Raw genomic sequence first — 17,935 nt, forward strand, 5'->3', positions numbered from 1 at the left:
TTACAATACCTCCCAGTTTGGTTTGTCAACCGTCCCAAGTGCCCGTTGAGCAGCTGCCATCGTACGCGCCTTAATTACACAATCAAGAGCACCTTTGTCAACCGCCTTAACCTTGGCATTTTCAATACCATATGCCGCTAAGGTATCGGTAATTACTTTCTTGATTTGAGGTCCATAAAGGGCTTCAACAGAAGAATCCAGATCAATTTGGATTCCCTCATTTCCTTGACTTAAGGTAATTTGGATATCTGAAGATTCCAAAGTTCCTGCCAAGGCAGTTTGCTTAATTTCCATGCTTACTTACTTCCCTTCTGTTGAAATACGATTCTTCAATTCTGTGAAATGAGCTTTCACAAATTCAGCGGTGGACACTGGAAGAAACTGCTCAATGAGTTCCTGGCGACCTTCAGTGATTGCCTGCCGCACCTTCGTTGCTGAAATAACCTCACCATTAAATGTTTTCCGTGGCATAATTTCGACGGTAACTTTTGGTGGTAAAACGGCTTGTAACATTTGATTGTAACTGGCTGTCGTTTTGGAATTTGGTTCTTCACCTAAATAACGACGCGTGATATTGAGGGGAGCGGCAATTGATTTTAAGAAAATTGCCGCATCCAGTTTTGCTTGATACTGACCAATATCTTGGTCTGACTTTAAGAAATAGGCCGGAAAAGTGGCCGAAGAAACCATGTATTCACCACCCGGTACAACGACAACATTCGTTAGATCCTTAACACCAGCTTTAACTAAGGCAAACCGTTCTTGGAATGTAAAAAGTGATCGTTCTGCTTGCACCACGAATAAATAAACGTGATCACATTCCTGACTAGCCCTTTCCACTAAAGCCCGATGCCCTTTAGTAAAGGGGTTAGCATTCATCACAATTGCTCCAGTTATCCCAGAATCGAACTTTGGCAATTGCTGTAAAAAATCTTGAATTCCTGGAGTGCCAGTTTCTAGTAAGGCTGCTTGATCAGTTTGTCCTAGTGGCTTAAACCCCACATAACCAAAACTAGTAACGTACTTTGGCTTGGTAAAGACGAAGAGGTGGAAACGCCCCCGACTTGCTTCTTCACTTACTAAATGGGAAACGACTTCATTAAATAAGGATCCGCCATTTTTGTACTTACTGCAAACTGCGACATACTTTAAAACGTTACCAGCAATTGAACCGCTCGCGGCTATATCACCATCATCGGCAAACCAGACATAGGTTTTCTCAACCGCTCCTACGTCAGACGGTGCAAAACCAGTAATACCGTTTTTCTCCATAAAGCTTTGCCACCGTTTCCGATAGCGTGGCATACGAATGTTAAACTCCTTAATTTGCATTACTTTTTCCCTTGAGCAAATTTTTGAACCGCTTTGGCAACGTTGTCAACAACCCCGTCATCAAAGACACCTGGTACAATCCTATCAACCGTTGGTTGCTTAACCATTGATGCTAACCCTTCAGCAACGGCTTTTTCTAAAGCTAAATCAACCCGCTTTAAGCCTGTAGCTAGCAAGCCTTTAAAGAGACCGGGGAAAGCTAATATATTGTTAACTTGGTTTGGATACTGGCTTGATCCGGTCGCAATCACTTTTGCGCCAGCTGTTTTAGCTATTTCTGGATCAATTTCTGGTTTTGGATTAGCCAAAGCAAAGATAATTGGATTAGAAGCCATCTTCTTGACTTGATCACCATTAAGTACATCCGCATCTGACAAGCCGATAAAGACATCCTTGCCGACAATTGCTTCATCCAAAGAAGCATATCGCGTTTGATCTGTTGATTGAGCAGCTAGGTCTGTTTGGTAATGATTGTAATTCTTAGAGTCAGGGTAAACCGGACCATCAATGTCAATCAAAGTTAGATTTTTAATTCCAACGCTAAGTAATAACCGGGCAGTTGCAACCCCAGAGGCACCAACCCCATTTAAAACAACCTTTAAGTCAGTTAATGATTTACCTACCAGTTTAGCAGCATTAATTAATCCAGCTAGAACGACAATGGCGGTTCCTTCTTGATCATCATGGTAGACCGGAATATTAACGGCCTTGGCCAGCTTTTCTTCGATTTCGAAGCACCGTGGAGCTGCAATATCTTCCAAATGGAAACCAGCAAAAGATTGACTAACATTTTTAAGCGTCTCAACCAACTCATCTGGTGAGACTTGATTAACAGTTAGTGGTAAAGCGTCGACTCCAGCTAAATCTTTGTAGAGTAGAGCTTTACCTTCAACAACGGGAAGACCACCACCAGGGCCAATATTCCCCAAACCAAGGACTGCTGAGCCATCAGTAACTAAAGCAACAAGCTTGCCGCTCATCGTATACTTAGCGCGTAGTTCTGGATACTTTTCAATTAACTTGGAAATAACTGCTACTCCAGGGGTATAAGCTTCTCCAAGTTCTTCCTTATTTTTCACTTCTAATTTAGGCGAAATTCCTAACACACCACGATTATTAGCATGTAAAGAAAGTATCGTTTCCTGTTCCATTTTATTACCTCCAAATCTCTCCTTGTCAACTATAACACTTTTTAAAGAAATTAAAATAGTTGGCTTATTTTTTAAATTATTCAAAAAATAATTCGCTTGTCTAGCTCTACAAAAATCGATACAATTAAAACTAATAAACCTAAAAATCATACTTATTTCTCTAAAAAGGAGTACATAGAATGAACGCTGAACATTCTTTATTACTTGGAAATCTGGCTCAAGATTATTATTTCAGTAAGATGCCAATTAATAAGATGGTTGAAAAGTATTCGCTAAGTCGCTACCTCATCCTTAAATATTTAGATGAAGCGCTAACAAATGGAATTGTCGAAATTACAATTCATTCAAATTATGAACGTAGCGTTGAACTTGAGCAGAAATTAAAAGAAAAGTTTAATATTGATCATCTTTATGTAATCCAAGATCCTGAAAATTTGGCTAAACGTGATGATCGAATCGCTGCATTTGCTGCTACTCAAGTCCAAGCAATCATTCAGCACTGTAAATTCGTTGCCTTAGCTTGGGGAGAAACGGTTTTTGAGGTAATCGATCATTTTGTTAAAGTCGAGCGTGACGACTTACGTTTTGTTCAATTCATGGGTGAAAACATGAAGTACCGTTCTTCAACTGGTTCAATGCGAATGGTTCAACGGGCCGCTTCTAAATACAACGCCCAATACTATACGATCCCCGGACCGTTATATATTATTAATGATAAAATTAGAGAAGGCTTTATCAAGGAACCTTCTATTAGTCGGGCTTTACGAGTCGCCGAAAAGACCGACTTACTGTTGTGCGGAATTGGCACCATCGAATCAGTTCATTCCATCCCCCTCTGGCATGAACACGAAACTGCTATTTTTCCAAACGTTAATTTAGAAAATGTGGCTGGTATGATTTTTGGTCGTCCCTATGACATTAATGGGAATTTTTTGAATCAAGCTTCTGACAAAACCCTTTCTCTATCATTGGAAAAAATAAAAAACATTCCACGAAGATTTGGGATTGTCCAGGGAAAAAGTAAGTACAAGGCTACTTTAGGAGCCTTGCGAGGTGGTTTTTTTACCGATCTTGTAATCAATGAAGCAACCGCGATTCGAATTTTAAATGAGTTAAAGTAGTTAAAATAACAAAGGCGTTATCAACCGGACAAAGTTGGTAACGCCTTTTGAGATTCATGATGTTTTGTTTAGTTTAATCCAATTAGCTTTAGCCATAAAATTCCAATAACACTAATTACTAAAATGTAAAAGATCCCTAAAATAAAGTTCAACTTCCACCAAGTTCCCTGCTTAACATAACCGGAAGTAGCTAAAATTGAAGCAGGACCATTTGCGTAGTGAGTTGTTGAAGCCATTACTGCTGAGATCATGGCTAAAAACATTGCTGCTAAATAGTGTGGTGCCCCAGCAGATATGGCTACCCCAAGGAAAGGAGCAAACATTGCTGTAACATGGGCAGTTGCACTAGCAAAGAAGTAGTGGGTATAAAATAGTACAATTCCTAGGACAATTAGAACTGTTAACCAACCAATTCCATGCATTTCGTGAGCAATAGCATCGGAAAGCCATTTGATTAAACCAAACTGGGTGAGTAGTCCGGCCATGTAAACCAAGACTGACAACCAGATCAACACGTTCCAAGCACCTTTTTCCTTCAAAACGTCTTGAACAGATAGCACCCCCGTAACTAACAAAATGTCAATCGCCATCAAGGCAATAAAGGTTGCATCCATGCCAGTAACACTAGTTAGCATCCAGAGAACCAACGTTAAGATAAAGGCAAATGACATGATCTTTTCGGACAGTTTCATCTTCCCCATCTTTGCTAATTCACTATCAGCCCATTCCTTAGCATTTGGTGTTTCCTTAATCTTTGGTGGGAACATCTTATAAATTAGCCACGGAACTATAATGAAGGCTAAAATACTAGGAACCGATGCCGCAATAAACCAGCCAATCCACGTAATGTGGACACCTAATTTATCAGCCATTTGAACCGCTACCAGATTTGGAGCCATCGCCGTCATGAAGAGAGCAGACGTGATTGTATTGGCGTGAAATTCAGTGAATACTAAATAAGAACCAATCTTATCTTGGGTCCCCTTTTCCGGTGTTGATTTAAATGTTTCGGCCAGGGATTGGATTAGTGGGAAAACGATCCCTCCTGCCCGGGCCGTATTACTTGGCGTCGCAGGAGCGGTGATCAAATCAATCCCCGCAATCGCATAGGCTAAGCCAAGAGTTTTTTTACCAAACCAACGAACAAACAGTAAAGCAATCCGTTGTCCAAGACCAGTTTTAATAATTCCTCGAGAAAGTAAGAAGGCCATAGCAATTAGCCAAGCAGCTGAATTGCTAAAAGCCGTTAAGGCAACCTTCATTGGCACGAAGCCCAAACCAACCGTTAAAGCAAAACCAATTAAGGTTACCCCAGCGATTCCTAAAGGTTGGGTAATACAGCCAACGATTGTCGCCACGAATAGGGCTAGCATTTGCCAGGCTTGTGTCGAAACCCCACTTGGACGAATTGGGGTGGTAAACCAGATAATTAACCCAATTACTACTGGCCATATGAATTTCTTATAGTCTATTTTTTCAAGTTCCATATTTTTCTCCAAATTAAAACTAACTAAATAAATAGAATAAGCACGTGTAAATATTCACATTAATCCCTAAAAGGACAATGTCTGGTTGACAAAGTTGATCGTTTTTCCGCGGTAAAGCCAGCTTGTGAATAACCTCATTAATTTACACCGACCATTATAGCCCAAATCAGTTTTAAATTATTTAAAATACATCAAATATTTTCAATTAATTAAAAAATTAAGTTTAATTAGAGCATTCCCTATTTCTGTTCAATTTTTTCATAATTTTAAAAAGTTAACCACTTATTTCAATTAATTAAAATAAGTGGCACTTTTGCTTGATAAAAAATGTATTCTAGACGTACTTAAATCATATTTATACCTTTAAAAGAGATACTTAATAAGTTTTAACTCAAAAAAATAACTTAGAACATTTTTATACTCACTTAATGAACCTAACTTGTTCATTAATTCGCTTGATGATAACTTCCTTACGTTTGTTGAATTCCCTCTTCTTAGCATCAAAAAAGTTAGCACCAGTGGTATCAATAGTGACAACCAATGGGCCAAAGTCTTTAACCTTGCATACCCAAAGTGCTTCTGGCATCCCCAAGTCTGGCCATTTCTCATCTGTGATTTTTTCAACGTGTTTAGCTGCGTAAACCGCATTACCAGCTGGGTAAACTAGCTGTAAAGCTCCATATTCCTTGCATGCTCTGGCCGTTTTAATGCCCATACTTCCCTTACCGATAATCAGCTTTACCCCGGTTTTGTGAACGAACTCTTCTTCAAACATTTCCATCCGCATACTCGTTGTTGGACCAACCGCAATCATTTGGTGTTCCCCATTGTCCAAAGTCTTAACTATTGGACCAGCATGTAAAATAGCCTTGTTCTTAATATCAACTGGTAACTCCAGTTTTTCCTCAACAACTCGCCGGTGAGCTTCATCACGAGCTGTTACCATTGTTCCACTAAGGTAGACGATATCCCCAATACGGATATTCTTAATATCTTTATCTTTAATTGGCGTCGTTAAATGAAATTCACGCATTATAGTTCAACCCCTTTGTTCAATGGCAATTCGTATTTCAACTGGTTATCAAACTTGATTAATCCTCGCCGATGAGACCAACAACCTGTACTGATGGCTACTCCAATCGTTGATGGGTGCCGCGCAGTATTAATAATGTTAACCCCCAGAACTGACTTTTTGCCTCCAAACCCTTGTGGTCCCAAGCCTAAGTCATTAATTCCATCTTCAAGCAAATGTTCCATCTTAGCAGCCCGTGGATTCTTATTGTAGGAATCAATCCGCCGTAACAAAGCATATTTAGATTGGATAGCAGCCGTTTCAACGGAAGTTGCGATTCCGATCCCAACTAACAATGGTGGACAAGCGTTAACTCCATAAGTTGTCATCCGATCCATGACAAACCGAACAACCCCTTCATAACCTTCACCTGGCATTAAGACCTTAGCGGCACCTGGTAAGGTACAACCACCACCAGCTAAGTAAACATAAACTTGTAACTTATCAGAATGTGGTACTAATTCAGTAAAGATTGCTGGAATCCCAGTCCCCACGTTTTGATTAGTGTTATATTCATCAAAAGTTTGGACCGCATTGTGTCGCAATGGGATCGTCTTAGTAGCCCGGTAAGTAGCACTAACCAAAACATCTGACAATTCATCTAAAAGGGGAAATTTAGTTCCAACCTTAATAAAAAATTGCATTGTCCCGGTATCTTGACAACTTGGCCGGTTCAAGTCCGCTGCCAATTGTTGGTTTTCCATCATCGTTTCATAAACCAAGTGTTGTAATGGATCAACTTCGATCTTCGACAATTCTTGAAGTTTGCCAGCAACGTCATCTGGTAAACGACGGCTAACCATTTGAATATATTTAACCATTAAGTCCCGGAGCTCAGTGGCTTGCTCGCTAAATTGTGGTTCAACATACTTAAATTTTTCCATCTTTAGATCCCCCTTTACGATTCTTATTATCGATTTTTTCACCCCAGTTGGCATTGCAAAAATTGGGAGGTTTATGACTATGATCACAAAACTAGTTTCCCAGCAAATAAAAAAGCCTCCAATTACTAGTAAAAATAATTTCACTAGTAATCAGCGACTTTACAGAATAATAGAGACAAATTTTAAAATATTGACTTTAAAAAGTTAAATTATTAACCATCCCGTTTTTTGCTATTCAGCGGTAATTTGATAATAAATCACTAAGTTGATGTTTCAGCTTTTGATAGTTATCGGCATTTTGGCGAAAATCACAATTGATGCAGGTCAATTGTGATTGCTGTTTTTCCTTTAAGATTGCTTTGAGATGGACTTTAACCGCTTGAGATTGTGTTGATGAAAGGGCACTTTGAAAAGTAATATCAACATCAGCTTGTTTACTCGTCAATTGATGCCGATATTCTGAAGGTGTGATTCCAAAGTGCTTTTTAAAGGCCACATTAAAAGCTTTAACATCGTTAAACCCATTTTGTAAGGCAACATCTAAAATTCGTAAATCATCATCCTTTAGACTAACTACCGCATGTTGCAAGCGAAGCCGGGTTAAGTACTCATGAAAACCAACTTGACATTGGACTTTAAACCGCCGCGATAAATAGGCCGTTGAATAGCCGCATTTTTCTGCAATCTGAGTTAAGGTAATTTTCTTTTGATAATGGTCCGCTAAAAAGCGAGTCGCTTGCTGCAAAACTTCATCCTGACTCGTAGTCGTTAGACTTTGATCCTGATGCCCCTCTTGGTAGCAATTAGAATACATATAATCGGCCAATTCAAAAGTTAGGGCTGTCCGGCGAAATTGGTTTTGCGGGCCTTCTAAGTAAAGCTGGGCTAACAAACGCCGAATCTGCGGATAAACTAGTCCCCGGGGAAAGAGACTTGAATTCAGAATAAACTGGCCATTTTCAACTTTTAAACCATTGGCGAAGTAGATTTGCGGATCCAATTGGGTCCGTAAAACAATACTCGGAACCTGTTGAGCAAAAGTCGCGTGCCCTTGGTTGGAATTTACCAGAATTAGATCATCTGGTTTTAAGGAGGATTTTTGTCCATCAACATTCACCATTACTTGTCCACTTAAAACCCAAATTAATTCTAGAGCAGGATGCCAATTATAGTGGTAGCTACCGACCAAATATGCTTTCTGATCAACCGCCGTCAATGGATTAAATTTGCTTTTCAAGTCATCACTTTCTTTCCGCTATTTAATCATGATTATAACATTTAAGAAAAACTACATAATAAAAAACGTAAACCACCCGGATAAAATTCCAAAGCTGATTTACGTTTTCTAGTTTCATTAGTGTCTAGAATGTCCAACGGCGTGTTTCACGCAATCTAGCTATGCAAAAATTCTCTTCAAGATAAACTGCCGATCTAGCTTATCATCACAGAATCTTCGGCAAAGCCTCTTAATAACGCGCTACCCACTTCAAATCAGCAACGGCCTGCTTGGCATCGGTAATGGATGGATCGGCGAGGCCTTGATCAATAGCCGATTGAGCAACCACTTCAGCAACCTTCGTGGTAAAGTCTTGTAACTTAGCCACTGGTGGTAAGACCGCTGCGCCTGGTTGGTCTGGATCAACAATTCCACCTAAAGCGTGAGCAGCAGCGGCAAGCATCTTTTCGTTAACGGTCTTAGCCTTAGCAGCGATGGCCCCAAAGCCAACCCCTGGGTAAACCAAAGCATTGTTAGCTTGGCCAATTTGATAGTGAACGCCATCAAGATCAACGTCAGCTACTGGAATCCCGGCAGCGGTTAAGGCTTTCCCGTTCGTCCACTTCAAAATATCAGCTGGCATGGCTTCAATTAACTTCGTTGGGTTAGAAATTGGGAAGATAATTGGCCGTTCCGTGTGGGCAGCCATTTCCTTAACAACCGCTTCGGTAAAGGCACCTGGTTGCTTAGAAGTCCCAATCATCACCGTTGGTTGAACGGCCTTAACGATCTTTAACAAGTCCGTTAATTCATCAGCGTTAGCAAATTCACTCCGTTGATGGGTAAATTGCTTTTGTTCCGGCGTCAAGCCTTCAGTGTCATCAAAGAGCAACCCTTGGACATCAACCAAGTAGAAGTGCTTCTTGGCTTCAGCCGGTTCCACCCCTTGCCGAACCATTTCATCATACAACATCTTGGCAATTCCCATCCCGGCAGTTCCGGCCCCAAAGGTCAAGAACTTTTGGTCAGCTAGCTTTTGTTTGGAGATATTCAATGCTCCCAGGACCCCAGCTAAGCAAATGATCCCCGTTCCTTGGATATCATCGTTAAAGATCGCCATGTCATCCTTATACTTGTTTAAAATGTTAGCAGCGTTACTCCGGCCAAAGTCTTCAAAATGTAGTAAAGCATCGGGGAAGAGGTCTTTGGCAGCTTTTACAAAATTATCAACCAAATCATAGTACTTGTCCCCCGTAACCCGCTTGTGCTTGAGTCCAAGGTATTCCGGATCATTCAAAAGAGCTTCGTTATTCGTACCAGCATCAATGCCAACTGGCAAAACTTGGGCCGGATTAATTCCCGCGGCGGCAGTGTAAACCATTAACTTTCCAACCGCAATGTCAACCCCATTGACTCCCCAATCACCAATGCCGAGGATTCCTTCCCCGTCAGTAACCACAATCAACTTAATATCCCGCCCACCAGCAGCATTAGCGAGACGTTCCTTAACATCCGTTGGATCGTCAATGGAAAGGAAAGCCGCTTGTTGCGGTTGGATGAAAAGTTTACTGTAGTTTTCGATTGAATCGGCAATAACTGGATCATAGACAATTGGCATAAATTCCACAATGTGTTGGCCCATCAAGTAGAAGAACAGCGTCCGGTTGGTGTTGAAGACTTCCATTAAGAATTCTCGTTGTTCAATCCCCTTGGCCTTGGTCTTAAATTGGTCGTAGGTTTCTTCAGCTTGTTCTTCCAACGTCCGCACTTTTGGTGGCAAAGCCCCGATCAAACCGAGTTCTTTCCGTTCATCCAAGGTAAAAGCCGTTCCTTTATTTACATATGGATTATTTAAAATTTCAATTGCTTTTGACATCAGAAATCTCCCTTTTCAAATCTCACAAGTTTAAAAACATCTTCAGTCTAGTGCCAAAATATAATGATAGTCAAACATTAACAGTAGTATAATTAGAATTAATATGAGGATTCAAAAATCGATTAGAAAGGCATTTTGCAATGAATATCAAAGACATTAAATATTATTGCTCGCTAGTAGAAGAAAAAAATTTTTCTAAAGTTGCCGAACTTTTTAGCGTTAGCCAACCCACCATTACCATGGCCATTAAACGGTTGGAAAAAGAATTTAACGCTCCTTTCTTTATTCGTGACCAATCTCACCGGGAACTACGGATTACTACTGCCGGCGAACAATTTTATATGCACGCCCAAGCAATTTTAACTGAAATCGAAGTTGCCCGAAAAGAAATTATTTCATCTCAAGAAGGAAAAATTCGCTTTGGCCTCCCCCCAATTATCGGTAATTACTACTTTCCGCCACTCTCACCAGGATTAATGAAAAAGGGAATTATGCAACAGTTAGAAACCTATGAATACGGGTCCGCCCACTTACTTAAAATGGTGCAACGAGGTGACCTTGATATGGCCCTGCTCGGTTCGATTAAACCGATCAACTATCCCCGCCTCCGGTCACAAATTTTAGCCACTTTCCCAATTAATATTATCGTTTCCAAGCATCATCCCCTTGCTGCTAAAAAAGACATTGGGATTAACTTTGCGGCCCTTAAAAACGAAGCCTTTCTCGCCCTCGCTAAGGAAGCTGAATTCATTCATCAACAAGCCTTCCGCACTCTAACCCAGCAAAACCACTTCCGCCCTCAAATTAGTTATCAAACAAATGATGTCCATATTCTCAAGTCGATGGTCGCTGATAACCTTGGGATCGCCTATTTAACAGATTTAGCCGTCCTTGACTCCGATGATGTCGTCCGGGTTCCTTTAACCGACCCCGACGCCCCGGTTTTTATGGTTTCTTCCGTTAGCCGGACAACCACCCCAATGAACTCAACTAAACAAGCCTTATGGGATGAACTCTTGCAGGCGGCAAAGTAAGCGGTTGGGAGAAAATCTTTGCATCGGCCTGTCGGCAAAACCGGAAGTCAATTTAATTAGCTAGCAAAAAAGCCACCAATCAAGGTTTAACTTCCGAATCATCGTTATCCGGCTACGTTCTAACCTTTTAGATTGGTGGCTTAAGTATTTACTGCTTAACCTTTATCTATCAAGAACCAACCTTCGTTAGTCAGCTCTTATTAATTAATTTCAATTGCGTTGATCGTTACATCTGCTTCTGGCCGATCTTGGTTATTTCGTTTTACTTTGCTAATCGCAACTGCAACCTCCAAGCCGTTCGTAACTTGACCAAAGACGGTGTGGTGGAAATCCAACCAAGGTGTTCCCCCTTGCTTGTAAGCTTCAATTATCTCAGCAGGGTAACCAGCGGCTTGCATTTGGCCGACCAAGTTAGTGGTTAAATTCCGGTTAGTAACAATGAAAAATTGGCTTCCGTTGGTATTAGGACCAGCATTGGCCATCGAAACAGCCCCTTTGATGTTAAAAAGTTCTTTCGAAAATTCATCTTCAAAAGGATGGCCATAGATACTTTCACCACCAGCCCCGGTTGCCGTTGGATCCCCCGTTTGGACCATAAAATCCGGAATTACCCGATGGAAAGTAACATTGTTGTAGTAACCCTGCTTGGCTAATTCAACGAAGTTCTTTACCGTCTTAGGGGCTTGGGTTGGAAAGAGTTGGATTTCAATTTCCCCCATTGAAGTTTTAATGATTGCTTTAGGACCCTTAACTTGGTCCAAAGTTAATTGCGGATATGCCATCTTAATTGCTCCTCTTCTAGTTAGTTTGTCTTTTTATTTTAGCATGGTCCACTAACTAATCAAAAGTCAATACACAGGCCCCATCCAGGTTACCTTGCTTTACCCGCCTTAGTGCCGTTAAAGCTTCTTCAAAGGGGTAAGTCGTGACTTGCGCTTTGATGCCAAGCCGAGCTGCTAAAGTTAAAAATTCTTCCCCATCTCGCCGGGTATTACTTTCCACGCTAGTAACAACCTTTTCGTGGAAAAGATGTTGCTGATAGTTAAGTACCGGCACATCAGATAAGTGAATTCCGGCCAAAGCTAAAGTCCCGCCAGGTGCTAGGTTGGCTAAAGCATTGGGAACCATTTGCCCTGCCGGTGAAAAGAGAATCGAAGAATCTAATGGGACTGGTGACTGATCATAGGCCCCCTGCGCCGAAGTACAGCCCAACGCTAAGGCAAATTTTTGGGCATCCTTTCCCCGGGTAAAGACGTGAACTTCAATCCCTTGCTTAATGGCTAACTGGGCCGCCAAATGAGCGGATCCCCCAAAACCATAGAGGCCAAGGGTTCCACCAGCCGGAATATTAGCCCGGCAATAGGAGCGGTAGCCGATAATGCCGGCGCAAAGTAATGGGGCGGCCGTGACAGCGTCAAATTGATCCGGCAACCGATAGGCAAAGCCTTCCGGGACGGTCGTGTATTCAGCGTAACCGCCATCGTAATCCCAACCCGTGTAAACCGAATGGGGACAAAGATTCTCTTTTCCGGACCGGCAGAAGCGACAAACCCCACAAGCATGGCGAAACCACGGGATTCCGATCCGGTCCCCTAACCGAAACCGGTGCGCACCTTCACCAATTTTGACGACCTGTCCAACAATTTCATGACCTGGAGTAACATGTTCACGGTGAACCGGTAAGTCCCCTTCCGTCACGTGTAAGTCAGTATGGCACACTCCACAAGCTAAAACTTTAACTAAAACTTCTCCCATTTTTGGTGCCGGAGTTGGTTTAGTAACTAAGGACAATGGCGCTGGATTATTTTCGACTGGTCCCGGCGTTGTTACCTGCCAAGCCCGCATAGTTGCTGGAATTGTTTCACTCATCTTGTCCGCTTCCTTTCATTACTTCTCATTATAAACAGAAATAAACCAGTGAACCAACAAACTTCGGAATCACTGGTTTTTTCGCGTTAAAGTCTAATCAAATGGCAAGAAGCGTTAAATAAAACTGGCAAGGTAGCGGGGATGATCAAAGTTACGGACGTCGCCACCCCTTGGGTAAGCATGCCTGGCAATTCACGAACGGTGGCTACAATTTTCTCGACGGTAAAACCATAGGCCTTGGTCAATTCAGTTCCATCCCCACTGAGGCCAAAGCGATCAACCCCTAATATTTTCCCTTTTAACCCAACGTACTTATCCCAGGCTTGACTTGCTCCCATTTCAATTGCCACCCGGTTTTCAATTTGTGATGGTAAGATCTGCTCTTGATAAGCCAACGGTTGTTCATCAAAACGGTTTTGGCAGGGTATCGAAACCACTCGGACATCGATGTTATCTTTCATTAACTCCCGTTTCGCTGCTAAAGCTAAATGCACCTCAGAACCAGCCGCAAGCAAAATCCCATCTGGTATTTGTTTTTTTGCCTCCGCTAAGATGTACCCGCCCCGTTCAATGGGAGCCTCAATGGTTTCATTCAAAACTGGCAAAGCCTGCCGGGAAGTCACCAAGAGCGATGGCCGATGCTTCGTCTTTGCCATCATCCGCCAAGCTGCGGCGGTTTCATTGGCATCTGCTGGGCGGATCACATCCAAGTTTGGCATGGCGCGAAAACTAGCTAGCTGTTCCACTGGCTCATGGGTTGGACCGTCTTCACCAACCGCAATTGAATCATGACTCCCAATAAAAATTGTTGGCAATTTCATTAAAGCGGCTAACCGCACCGCCGCCCGGAAATAGTCACTAAAAACTAAAAAGGTGCTTCCGAAGGCGCGACTACCACCATGAAGGTTGATTCCATTAAGGGCCGTTGCCATGCCAAATTCCCGGACCCCAAAGCTAACGTTTTTTCCTTGCGGAGTGGCTGCGGTAAAACGGCCCCCTGTGGTAAGTTTAGTTTTATTTGAACTTGCCAAATCGGCTGCCCCACCCCAGAATTGGGGATTAGCACTGGCAACTTGTTGTAAGTTTTCAGCACTGGCTTGGCGGGTCGCTACCCATTCACCAGGTTGATAGTTACTTTGTACCCCATTAATGGCTAACGTAGCTTGGGTTAACTCACGCGCTGCTTGGGGGAAGCGACGTTGATACTTAGCAAACAAGTGTTGCCACTTTTCGTAGCTAGCTTGTTTTTTCGCCACGGCTTCCGCAAAAATTTGGCGAACAGTTGCCGGAATTTCAAAAGGTTGCCCCGGCCAATCAAGAAACTTTGCTAACGCCTCACGATCGGTCGTGTTTAGCGGTGCCCCATGGACCTGGTGATCACCTGCCAGGGGTGATCCATAACCCAGAGTGGTTTGAACGGCAATTAAAGTTGGTTTAGCCGTTGTTTGCGCTTTTTTAATCGCTTGTTCAATCCCCTGGAGATTTGTATCGCCAGCCTCAACTTCTAAGTAATCCCAACCCGCAGCACAAAAGCGTTGGGCTTGATTTTCGCAACTAGCATCACTTAACGGACCATCTAAGGAAATATGATTGGCATCGTGCAAAACAATTAGTTTTCCGAGTTGGTAATTACCAGCCAAATTAATTGCTTCTTGACTTACCCCTTCCATCAGGTCACCATCCCCAACCAAGGCATAGGTGTAATGATCAATCAAATAATATCCAGGCCGATTATAAAGCGCTGCTAGGTGCCGTTCAGCCATTGCCATGCCGACGGCCATCCCAATTCCTTGCCCCAAAGGTCCAGTGGAAGCATCTACCCCGGGCGTCCAACCAGCTTCGGGATGACCCGGAGTTTTGGAACCTAATTGCCGGAAAGCCTTTAAATCATCCAGCGACAATTGAAATTCGTTAAGGTGTAACAAAGCATATAGTAAAGCCGACCCATGCCCAGCCGATAAAACAAAGCGGTCCCGGTTAAACCAGGCGGGATCAGCCGGATTAAACTGCATTACCTTTTCAAAAAGGGTGTAAGCGATTGGCGCCGCTCCTAGGGTAATCCCCGGATGACCACTCTTAGCCCGGCTAATCATATCCACCCCTAACATCCGTAAAGCATTGACGGCAATTTGATCTTGGTTAACCATCTTTAGGCCTCCTTTCGCTTTGCTGGGAGAACTTGGTATCCTAACTGGGCAATATCAGCCGCAAAACCCCGAACGGTGTCCAAAGCAACATCAGCCGCACTAAGATCTCGCCGTGCATACCACTTCTTTAAAATCGCTGGCGGAACGGTAATAATATCCAAACCTAATTGTTGGGCCTGACGAATATTATCCACTTCCCGTGTTGAAGCCCACAGTAATTGGACATTGGGGTAACGAAAGGCCATCGTTGAGCTACAAACGACAAAATCCGTTGGATCTTCTCCAATATCGGCTACTCGCCCCACAAAAAGCGAAATAATCGCTGGGGTTTTCGCATCTAGCGCGTTTAGGGCCCAGCGAACTTGTTCCTTCGTTGTTACTGCGGTGATATTAAGTTTGACCCCGGCTGCGGATAACGAGCGAATTAGATTCAAATGGGGTGTCCCATCTAAACTCAAAATCGGTACCTTGACATAGACGTTTGGCCCTAACTGGCTAAGAAATTTAGCTTCTGCGGCCATCCCCGCCTCATCTGCCGCAAAGACTTCAAATGAGACCGGCATGGTAGGAAACTCCGTTAAGACCGTTTGGGCAAAACTTAAATAATCCGTTACCCCCGCCCGTTTCATCAAGGTCGGGTTAGTCGTAAAACCTGTAACTTCAGGTAATTTTGCCATTTCTCGCATCGCGGTTAAGTCCGCCCCATCAGCGTAAATTTGAATTTGATTTTGTTTCACAAAAATTACTCCTTTTTCATTATTTTTAATTCTTTATTTTAACTATACCAATTTGTAATGATTTAATAATCATGGTTAATATCATGCTTGAATAAAGTCACGCGGTCAATTATCTTTTGGGTTTTTCCACTTTAAAATCTGACTATACCAATGTGAGAATACCATCATCTATTCTAGATAATAATTCAATAACCTCATTAGTTTATAGTTTTACCACTATCTATACCAATTAGAGATAAAGTGATTAAAACTTGTGCAACCGCTAGCACAAAAAACTTAGTGATTTGTTTTTTATATGTATTTATTTTCATATCGTCTTGGTAGACCAATTTGAAAAATAGCTTTAGATTAATCGGAATAGTTGATCACTTGGCTTGCATTTTCGTTCTCAATCTGCCATAATCACCCCTAACAAAATAAAGAAGGCCCGTGAGCCTTCATTTTGGAGGAATTAAATAATGGAACAGACAAGTAGTCAACGTTTAACACAAACGAATAATGAGCACTGGGTGATCGCTTCAACAGCGGCTGGTTTCTCATTGGAAAACATGGATATCATGTTTCTCTCGTTTGCCCTAGCCCCAATGATCGCAGACTTGCATATTTCAAGCGCTGCGGCTGGTTGGATTGGTTCAATTACTAACCTGGGAATGTTAGCGGGCGGTGCGGTGTTTGGCCTTGTTGGTGATCGTATCGGTCGTGTTAAGACATTCTCTTACACGATTTTTATTTTTGCCTTCGCCACCGCCGCCATGTTCTTTGCTCACTCTTTACCACTGATTTACCTTTTCCGCTTCTTAGCGGGCATTGGCGCCGGCGGTGAGTATGGTGTTGGGATGGCGCTAATTGCTGAAAACTTTGCCGCTAATCGAATTGGGCGCTTAACTTCAGTCGCCGCAATCGGTGGTCAAGTCGGCGCGATCTTCGCTGCCCTCGCCGCTACCGTGATTATTCCAAAATTTGGTTGGAACGCTCTCTTCTTACTCGGGGTAATTCCAGTAATTTTGACTTACTTTATTCGCCGGCATCTAAGTGAAAGTGCGACCTTCATCAACGCCCATGCTAAAGCTAAGGTGAACCACGAAAAGATTTCGATTAGTCGTCTCTTCGCTAGCCCAAAGTTAGCGATTCAAACTCTCGGTTTAATGGTGATGACAATTGTCCAAATCGCCGGCTACTTTGGGTTAATGAACTGGTTGCCATCCATCGTCCAAAAGCAACAAGGACTTTCCGTTTCCGGGTCCTCGCTTTGGATGATCGCCACGATTTTGGGAATGAGTTTGGGAATGGTCGTCTTTGGAACGGTGATGGATCAATTTGGTCCCCGTTGGGCCTTCGGTATTTTCTTACCTGGTTCGGCCTTAGTAATGTTCTCAATCTTGTTTGCTAAGACTTCCCTAGCCTTAATCTTAGCTGGAGCTTTAATCGGGTTCTTCTCCAACGGGATGTTTGGCGGTTACGGTGCAGTTATTAGTCGCCTTTACCCAACTGCCATTCGGTCAACGGCTAATAGTATGATTATGAACGTCGGCCGGGCCATCGGGGGCTTCTCCTCCGTGGTAATCGGCTTGCTGATGGACCATTACACACTCGCCGTTACCATGGGTTGCCTAGCCGCCCTCTACTTGCTAAGCTTTATTATCATGCTGAGTCTACCAGGCATTCGGCAATTGAAAAACTAACTTAACTTTACAAAAGCAAAACAAACAAGAGGCCGGGAAGAAACTAATGTTTCTTTCCGGCCTCTTTGTCATCTCCGAAGGTTACTCAGTAACTAAGGTCAAAGCAGTAGCTGAATGGCAGTTGCTTCCCTAACGGTCGCACCAACCGATTCAGCCTTGCATGGGCACCAGTTGGCTGGTTCGCTCCAAAGCACGGCCTTAGCGGATAAGTGCGAACGAAAGGTCGATTCTAATGAATCAACCTTCGTTCTTCTTATCCCAACCAAGCCGTCAAGGAACTTTTTTCCCAACCTTTTTATCATGGAACAGAAAAGCTAATAAAGATAA

16 protein-coding genes are annotated in these 17,935 nt (G+C 42.7%); 4 read left to right on the forward strand and 12 right to left on the reverse strand.

Annotation, left to right across the window (positions count from 1 at the left end):
• The 3 genes from citD to GTO83_RS09300 are packed head-to-tail and all read right to left on the reverse strand — an operon-like array spanning window position 1 to window position 2,483.
• Entirely contained in the window at window positions 1–294 is a 294-nt protein-coding gene (citD, locus tag GTO83_RS09290; RefSeq protein ID WP_180870647.1) for a citrate lyase acyl carrier protein, read from the reverse strand.
• Between the two features lie 6 nt (window positions 295–300).
• The gene (citC, locus tag GTO83_RS09295; RefSeq protein WP_370524276.1) at window positions 301–1,305 is read right to left on the reverse strand and encodes a [citrate (pro-3S)-lyase] ligase; all 1,005 of its coding nucleotides are present in this window, start codon (window positions 1,303–1,305) and stop codon (window positions 301–303) included.
• Between the two features lie 26 nt (window positions 1,306–1,331).
• The gene (locus tag GTO83_RS09300) at window positions 1,332–2,483 is read right to left on the reverse strand and encodes an NADP-dependent malic enzyme (protein ID WP_180870650.1); all 1,152 of its coding nucleotides are present in this window, start codon (window positions 2,481–2,483) and stop codon (window positions 1,332–1,334) included.
• Window positions 2,484–2,662: 179 nt separating this feature from the next.
• Here GTO83_RS09300 and GTO83_RS09305 point away from each other — a divergent pair, with 179 nt between their 5' ends.
• Window positions 2,663–3,604, forward strand: coding sequence for a sugar-binding transcriptional regulator (locus GTO83_RS09305; RefSeq protein ID WP_180870652.1), 942 nt, complete (start codon window positions 2,663–2,665; stop codon window positions 3,602–3,604).
• Window positions 3,605–3,672: 68 nt separating this feature from the next.
• Here GTO83_RS09305 and GTO83_RS09310 read toward each other — a convergent pair whose 3' ends face one another.
• From GTO83_RS09310 to GTO83_RS09330, 5 genes are all read right to left on the reverse strand, one after another.
• Window positions 3,673–5,091, reverse strand: a complete 1,419-nt coding sequence (locus GTO83_RS09310) for a DASS family sodium-coupled anion symporter (RefSeq protein ID WP_180870654.1) — start codon at window positions 5,089–5,091, stop codon at window positions 3,673–3,675.
• A gap of 421 nt (window positions 5,092–5,512) precedes the next feature.
• Window positions 5,513–6,124: a L(+)-tartrate dehydratase subunit beta gene (gene ttdB, locus GTO83_RS09315; RefSeq protein ID WP_180870655.1), complete on the reverse strand. Its 612-nt coding sequence runs from the start codon at window positions 6,122–6,124 to the stop codon at window positions 5,513–5,515.
• The gene (gene ttdA, locus GTO83_RS09320; RefSeq protein ID WP_180870657.1) at window positions 6,124–7,047 is read right to left on the reverse strand and encodes a L(+)-tartrate dehydratase subunit alpha; all 924 of its coding nucleotides are present in this window, start codon (window positions 7,045–7,047) and stop codon (window positions 6,124–6,126) included. The genes ttdB and ttdA overlap by 1 nt, the downstream gene beginning before the upstream one ends.
• A 235-nt stretch (window positions 7,048–7,282) precedes the next feature.
• Complete coding sequence (locus GTO83_RS09325) at window positions 7,283–8,284, reverse strand: AraC family transcriptional regulator (protein ID WP_180870659.1); 1,002 nt, start codon at window positions 8,282–8,284, stop codon at window positions 7,283–7,285.
• 229 nt (window positions 8,285–8,513) lie between these two features.
• Window positions 8,514–10,139 (reverse strand): malolactic enzyme, encoded by a 1,626-nt coding sequence (locus GTO83_RS09330; RefSeq protein WP_180870661.1) that lies wholly within the window; start codon window positions 10,137–10,139, stop codon window positions 8,514–8,516.
• A 140-nt stretch (window positions 10,140–10,279) separates the two neighbouring features.
• On the opposite strand from GTO83_RS09330, the gene GTO83_RS09335 reads away from it, so the two are divergent.
• Complete coding sequence (locus GTO83_RS09335) at window positions 10,280–11,173, forward strand: LysR family transcriptional regulator (protein ID WP_180870663.1); 894 nt, start codon at window positions 10,280–10,282, stop codon at window positions 11,171–11,173.
• Window positions 11,174–11,373: 200 nt separating this feature from the next.
• Here GTO83_RS09335 and GTO83_RS09340 read toward each other — a convergent pair whose 3' ends face one another.
• The 4 genes from GTO83_RS09340 to GTO83_RS09355 form a co-directional block, all read right to left on the reverse strand.
• Entirely contained in the window at window positions 11,374–11,955 is a 582-nt protein-coding gene (locus tag GTO83_RS09340) for a peptidylprolyl isomerase (RefSeq protein ID WP_180870665.1), read from the reverse strand.
• 55 nt (window positions 11,956–12,010) lie between these two features.
• Window positions 12,011–13,042, reverse strand: coding sequence for a zinc-dependent alcohol dehydrogenase family protein (locus GTO83_RS09345; RefSeq protein WP_180870667.1), 1,032 nt, complete (start codon window positions 13,040–13,042; stop codon window positions 12,011–12,013).
• Window positions 13,043–13,128: 86 nt separating this feature from the next.
• Window positions 13,129–15,189 (reverse strand): transketolase, encoded by a 2,061-nt coding sequence (gene tkt, locus GTO83_RS09350; RefSeq protein ID WP_180870668.1) that lies wholly within the window; start codon window positions 15,187–15,189, stop codon window positions 13,129–13,131.
• Window positions 15,190–15,191: 2 nt separating this feature from the next.
• Window positions 15,192–15,932, reverse strand: a complete 741-nt coding sequence (locus GTO83_RS09355) for a transaldolase family protein (protein ID WP_180872176.1) — start codon at window positions 15,930–15,932, stop codon at window positions 15,192–15,194.
• A 452-nt stretch (window positions 15,933–16,384) separates the two neighbouring features.
• On the opposite strand from GTO83_RS09355, the gene GTO83_RS09360 reads away from it, so the two are divergent.
• Together GTO83_RS09360 and GTO83_RS10875 are read left to right on the forward strand one after the other, a co-directional pair.
• Window positions 16,385–17,608: an MFS transporter gene (locus tag GTO83_RS09360; protein ID WP_180870670.1), complete on the forward strand. Its 1,224-nt coding sequence runs from the start codon at window positions 16,385–16,387 to the stop codon at window positions 17,606–17,608.
• 114 nt (window positions 17,609–17,722) lie between these two features.
• On the forward strand, window positions 17,723–17,926 hold the full coding sequence (locus GTO83_RS10875) for a hypothetical protein (protein WP_219634229.1): 204 nt from the start codon (window positions 17,723–17,725) through the stop codon (window positions 17,924–17,926).
• The last annotated feature ends 9 nt before the right edge of the window (window positions 17,927–17,935 follow it).

It is taken from the genome of Lactobacillus sp. 3B(2020), from assembly GCF_013487845.1.
GTDB classification, from domain to species: domain Bacteria; phylum Bacillota; class Bacilli; order Lactobacillales; family Lactobacillaceae; genus Limosilactobacillus; species Limosilactobacillus alvi.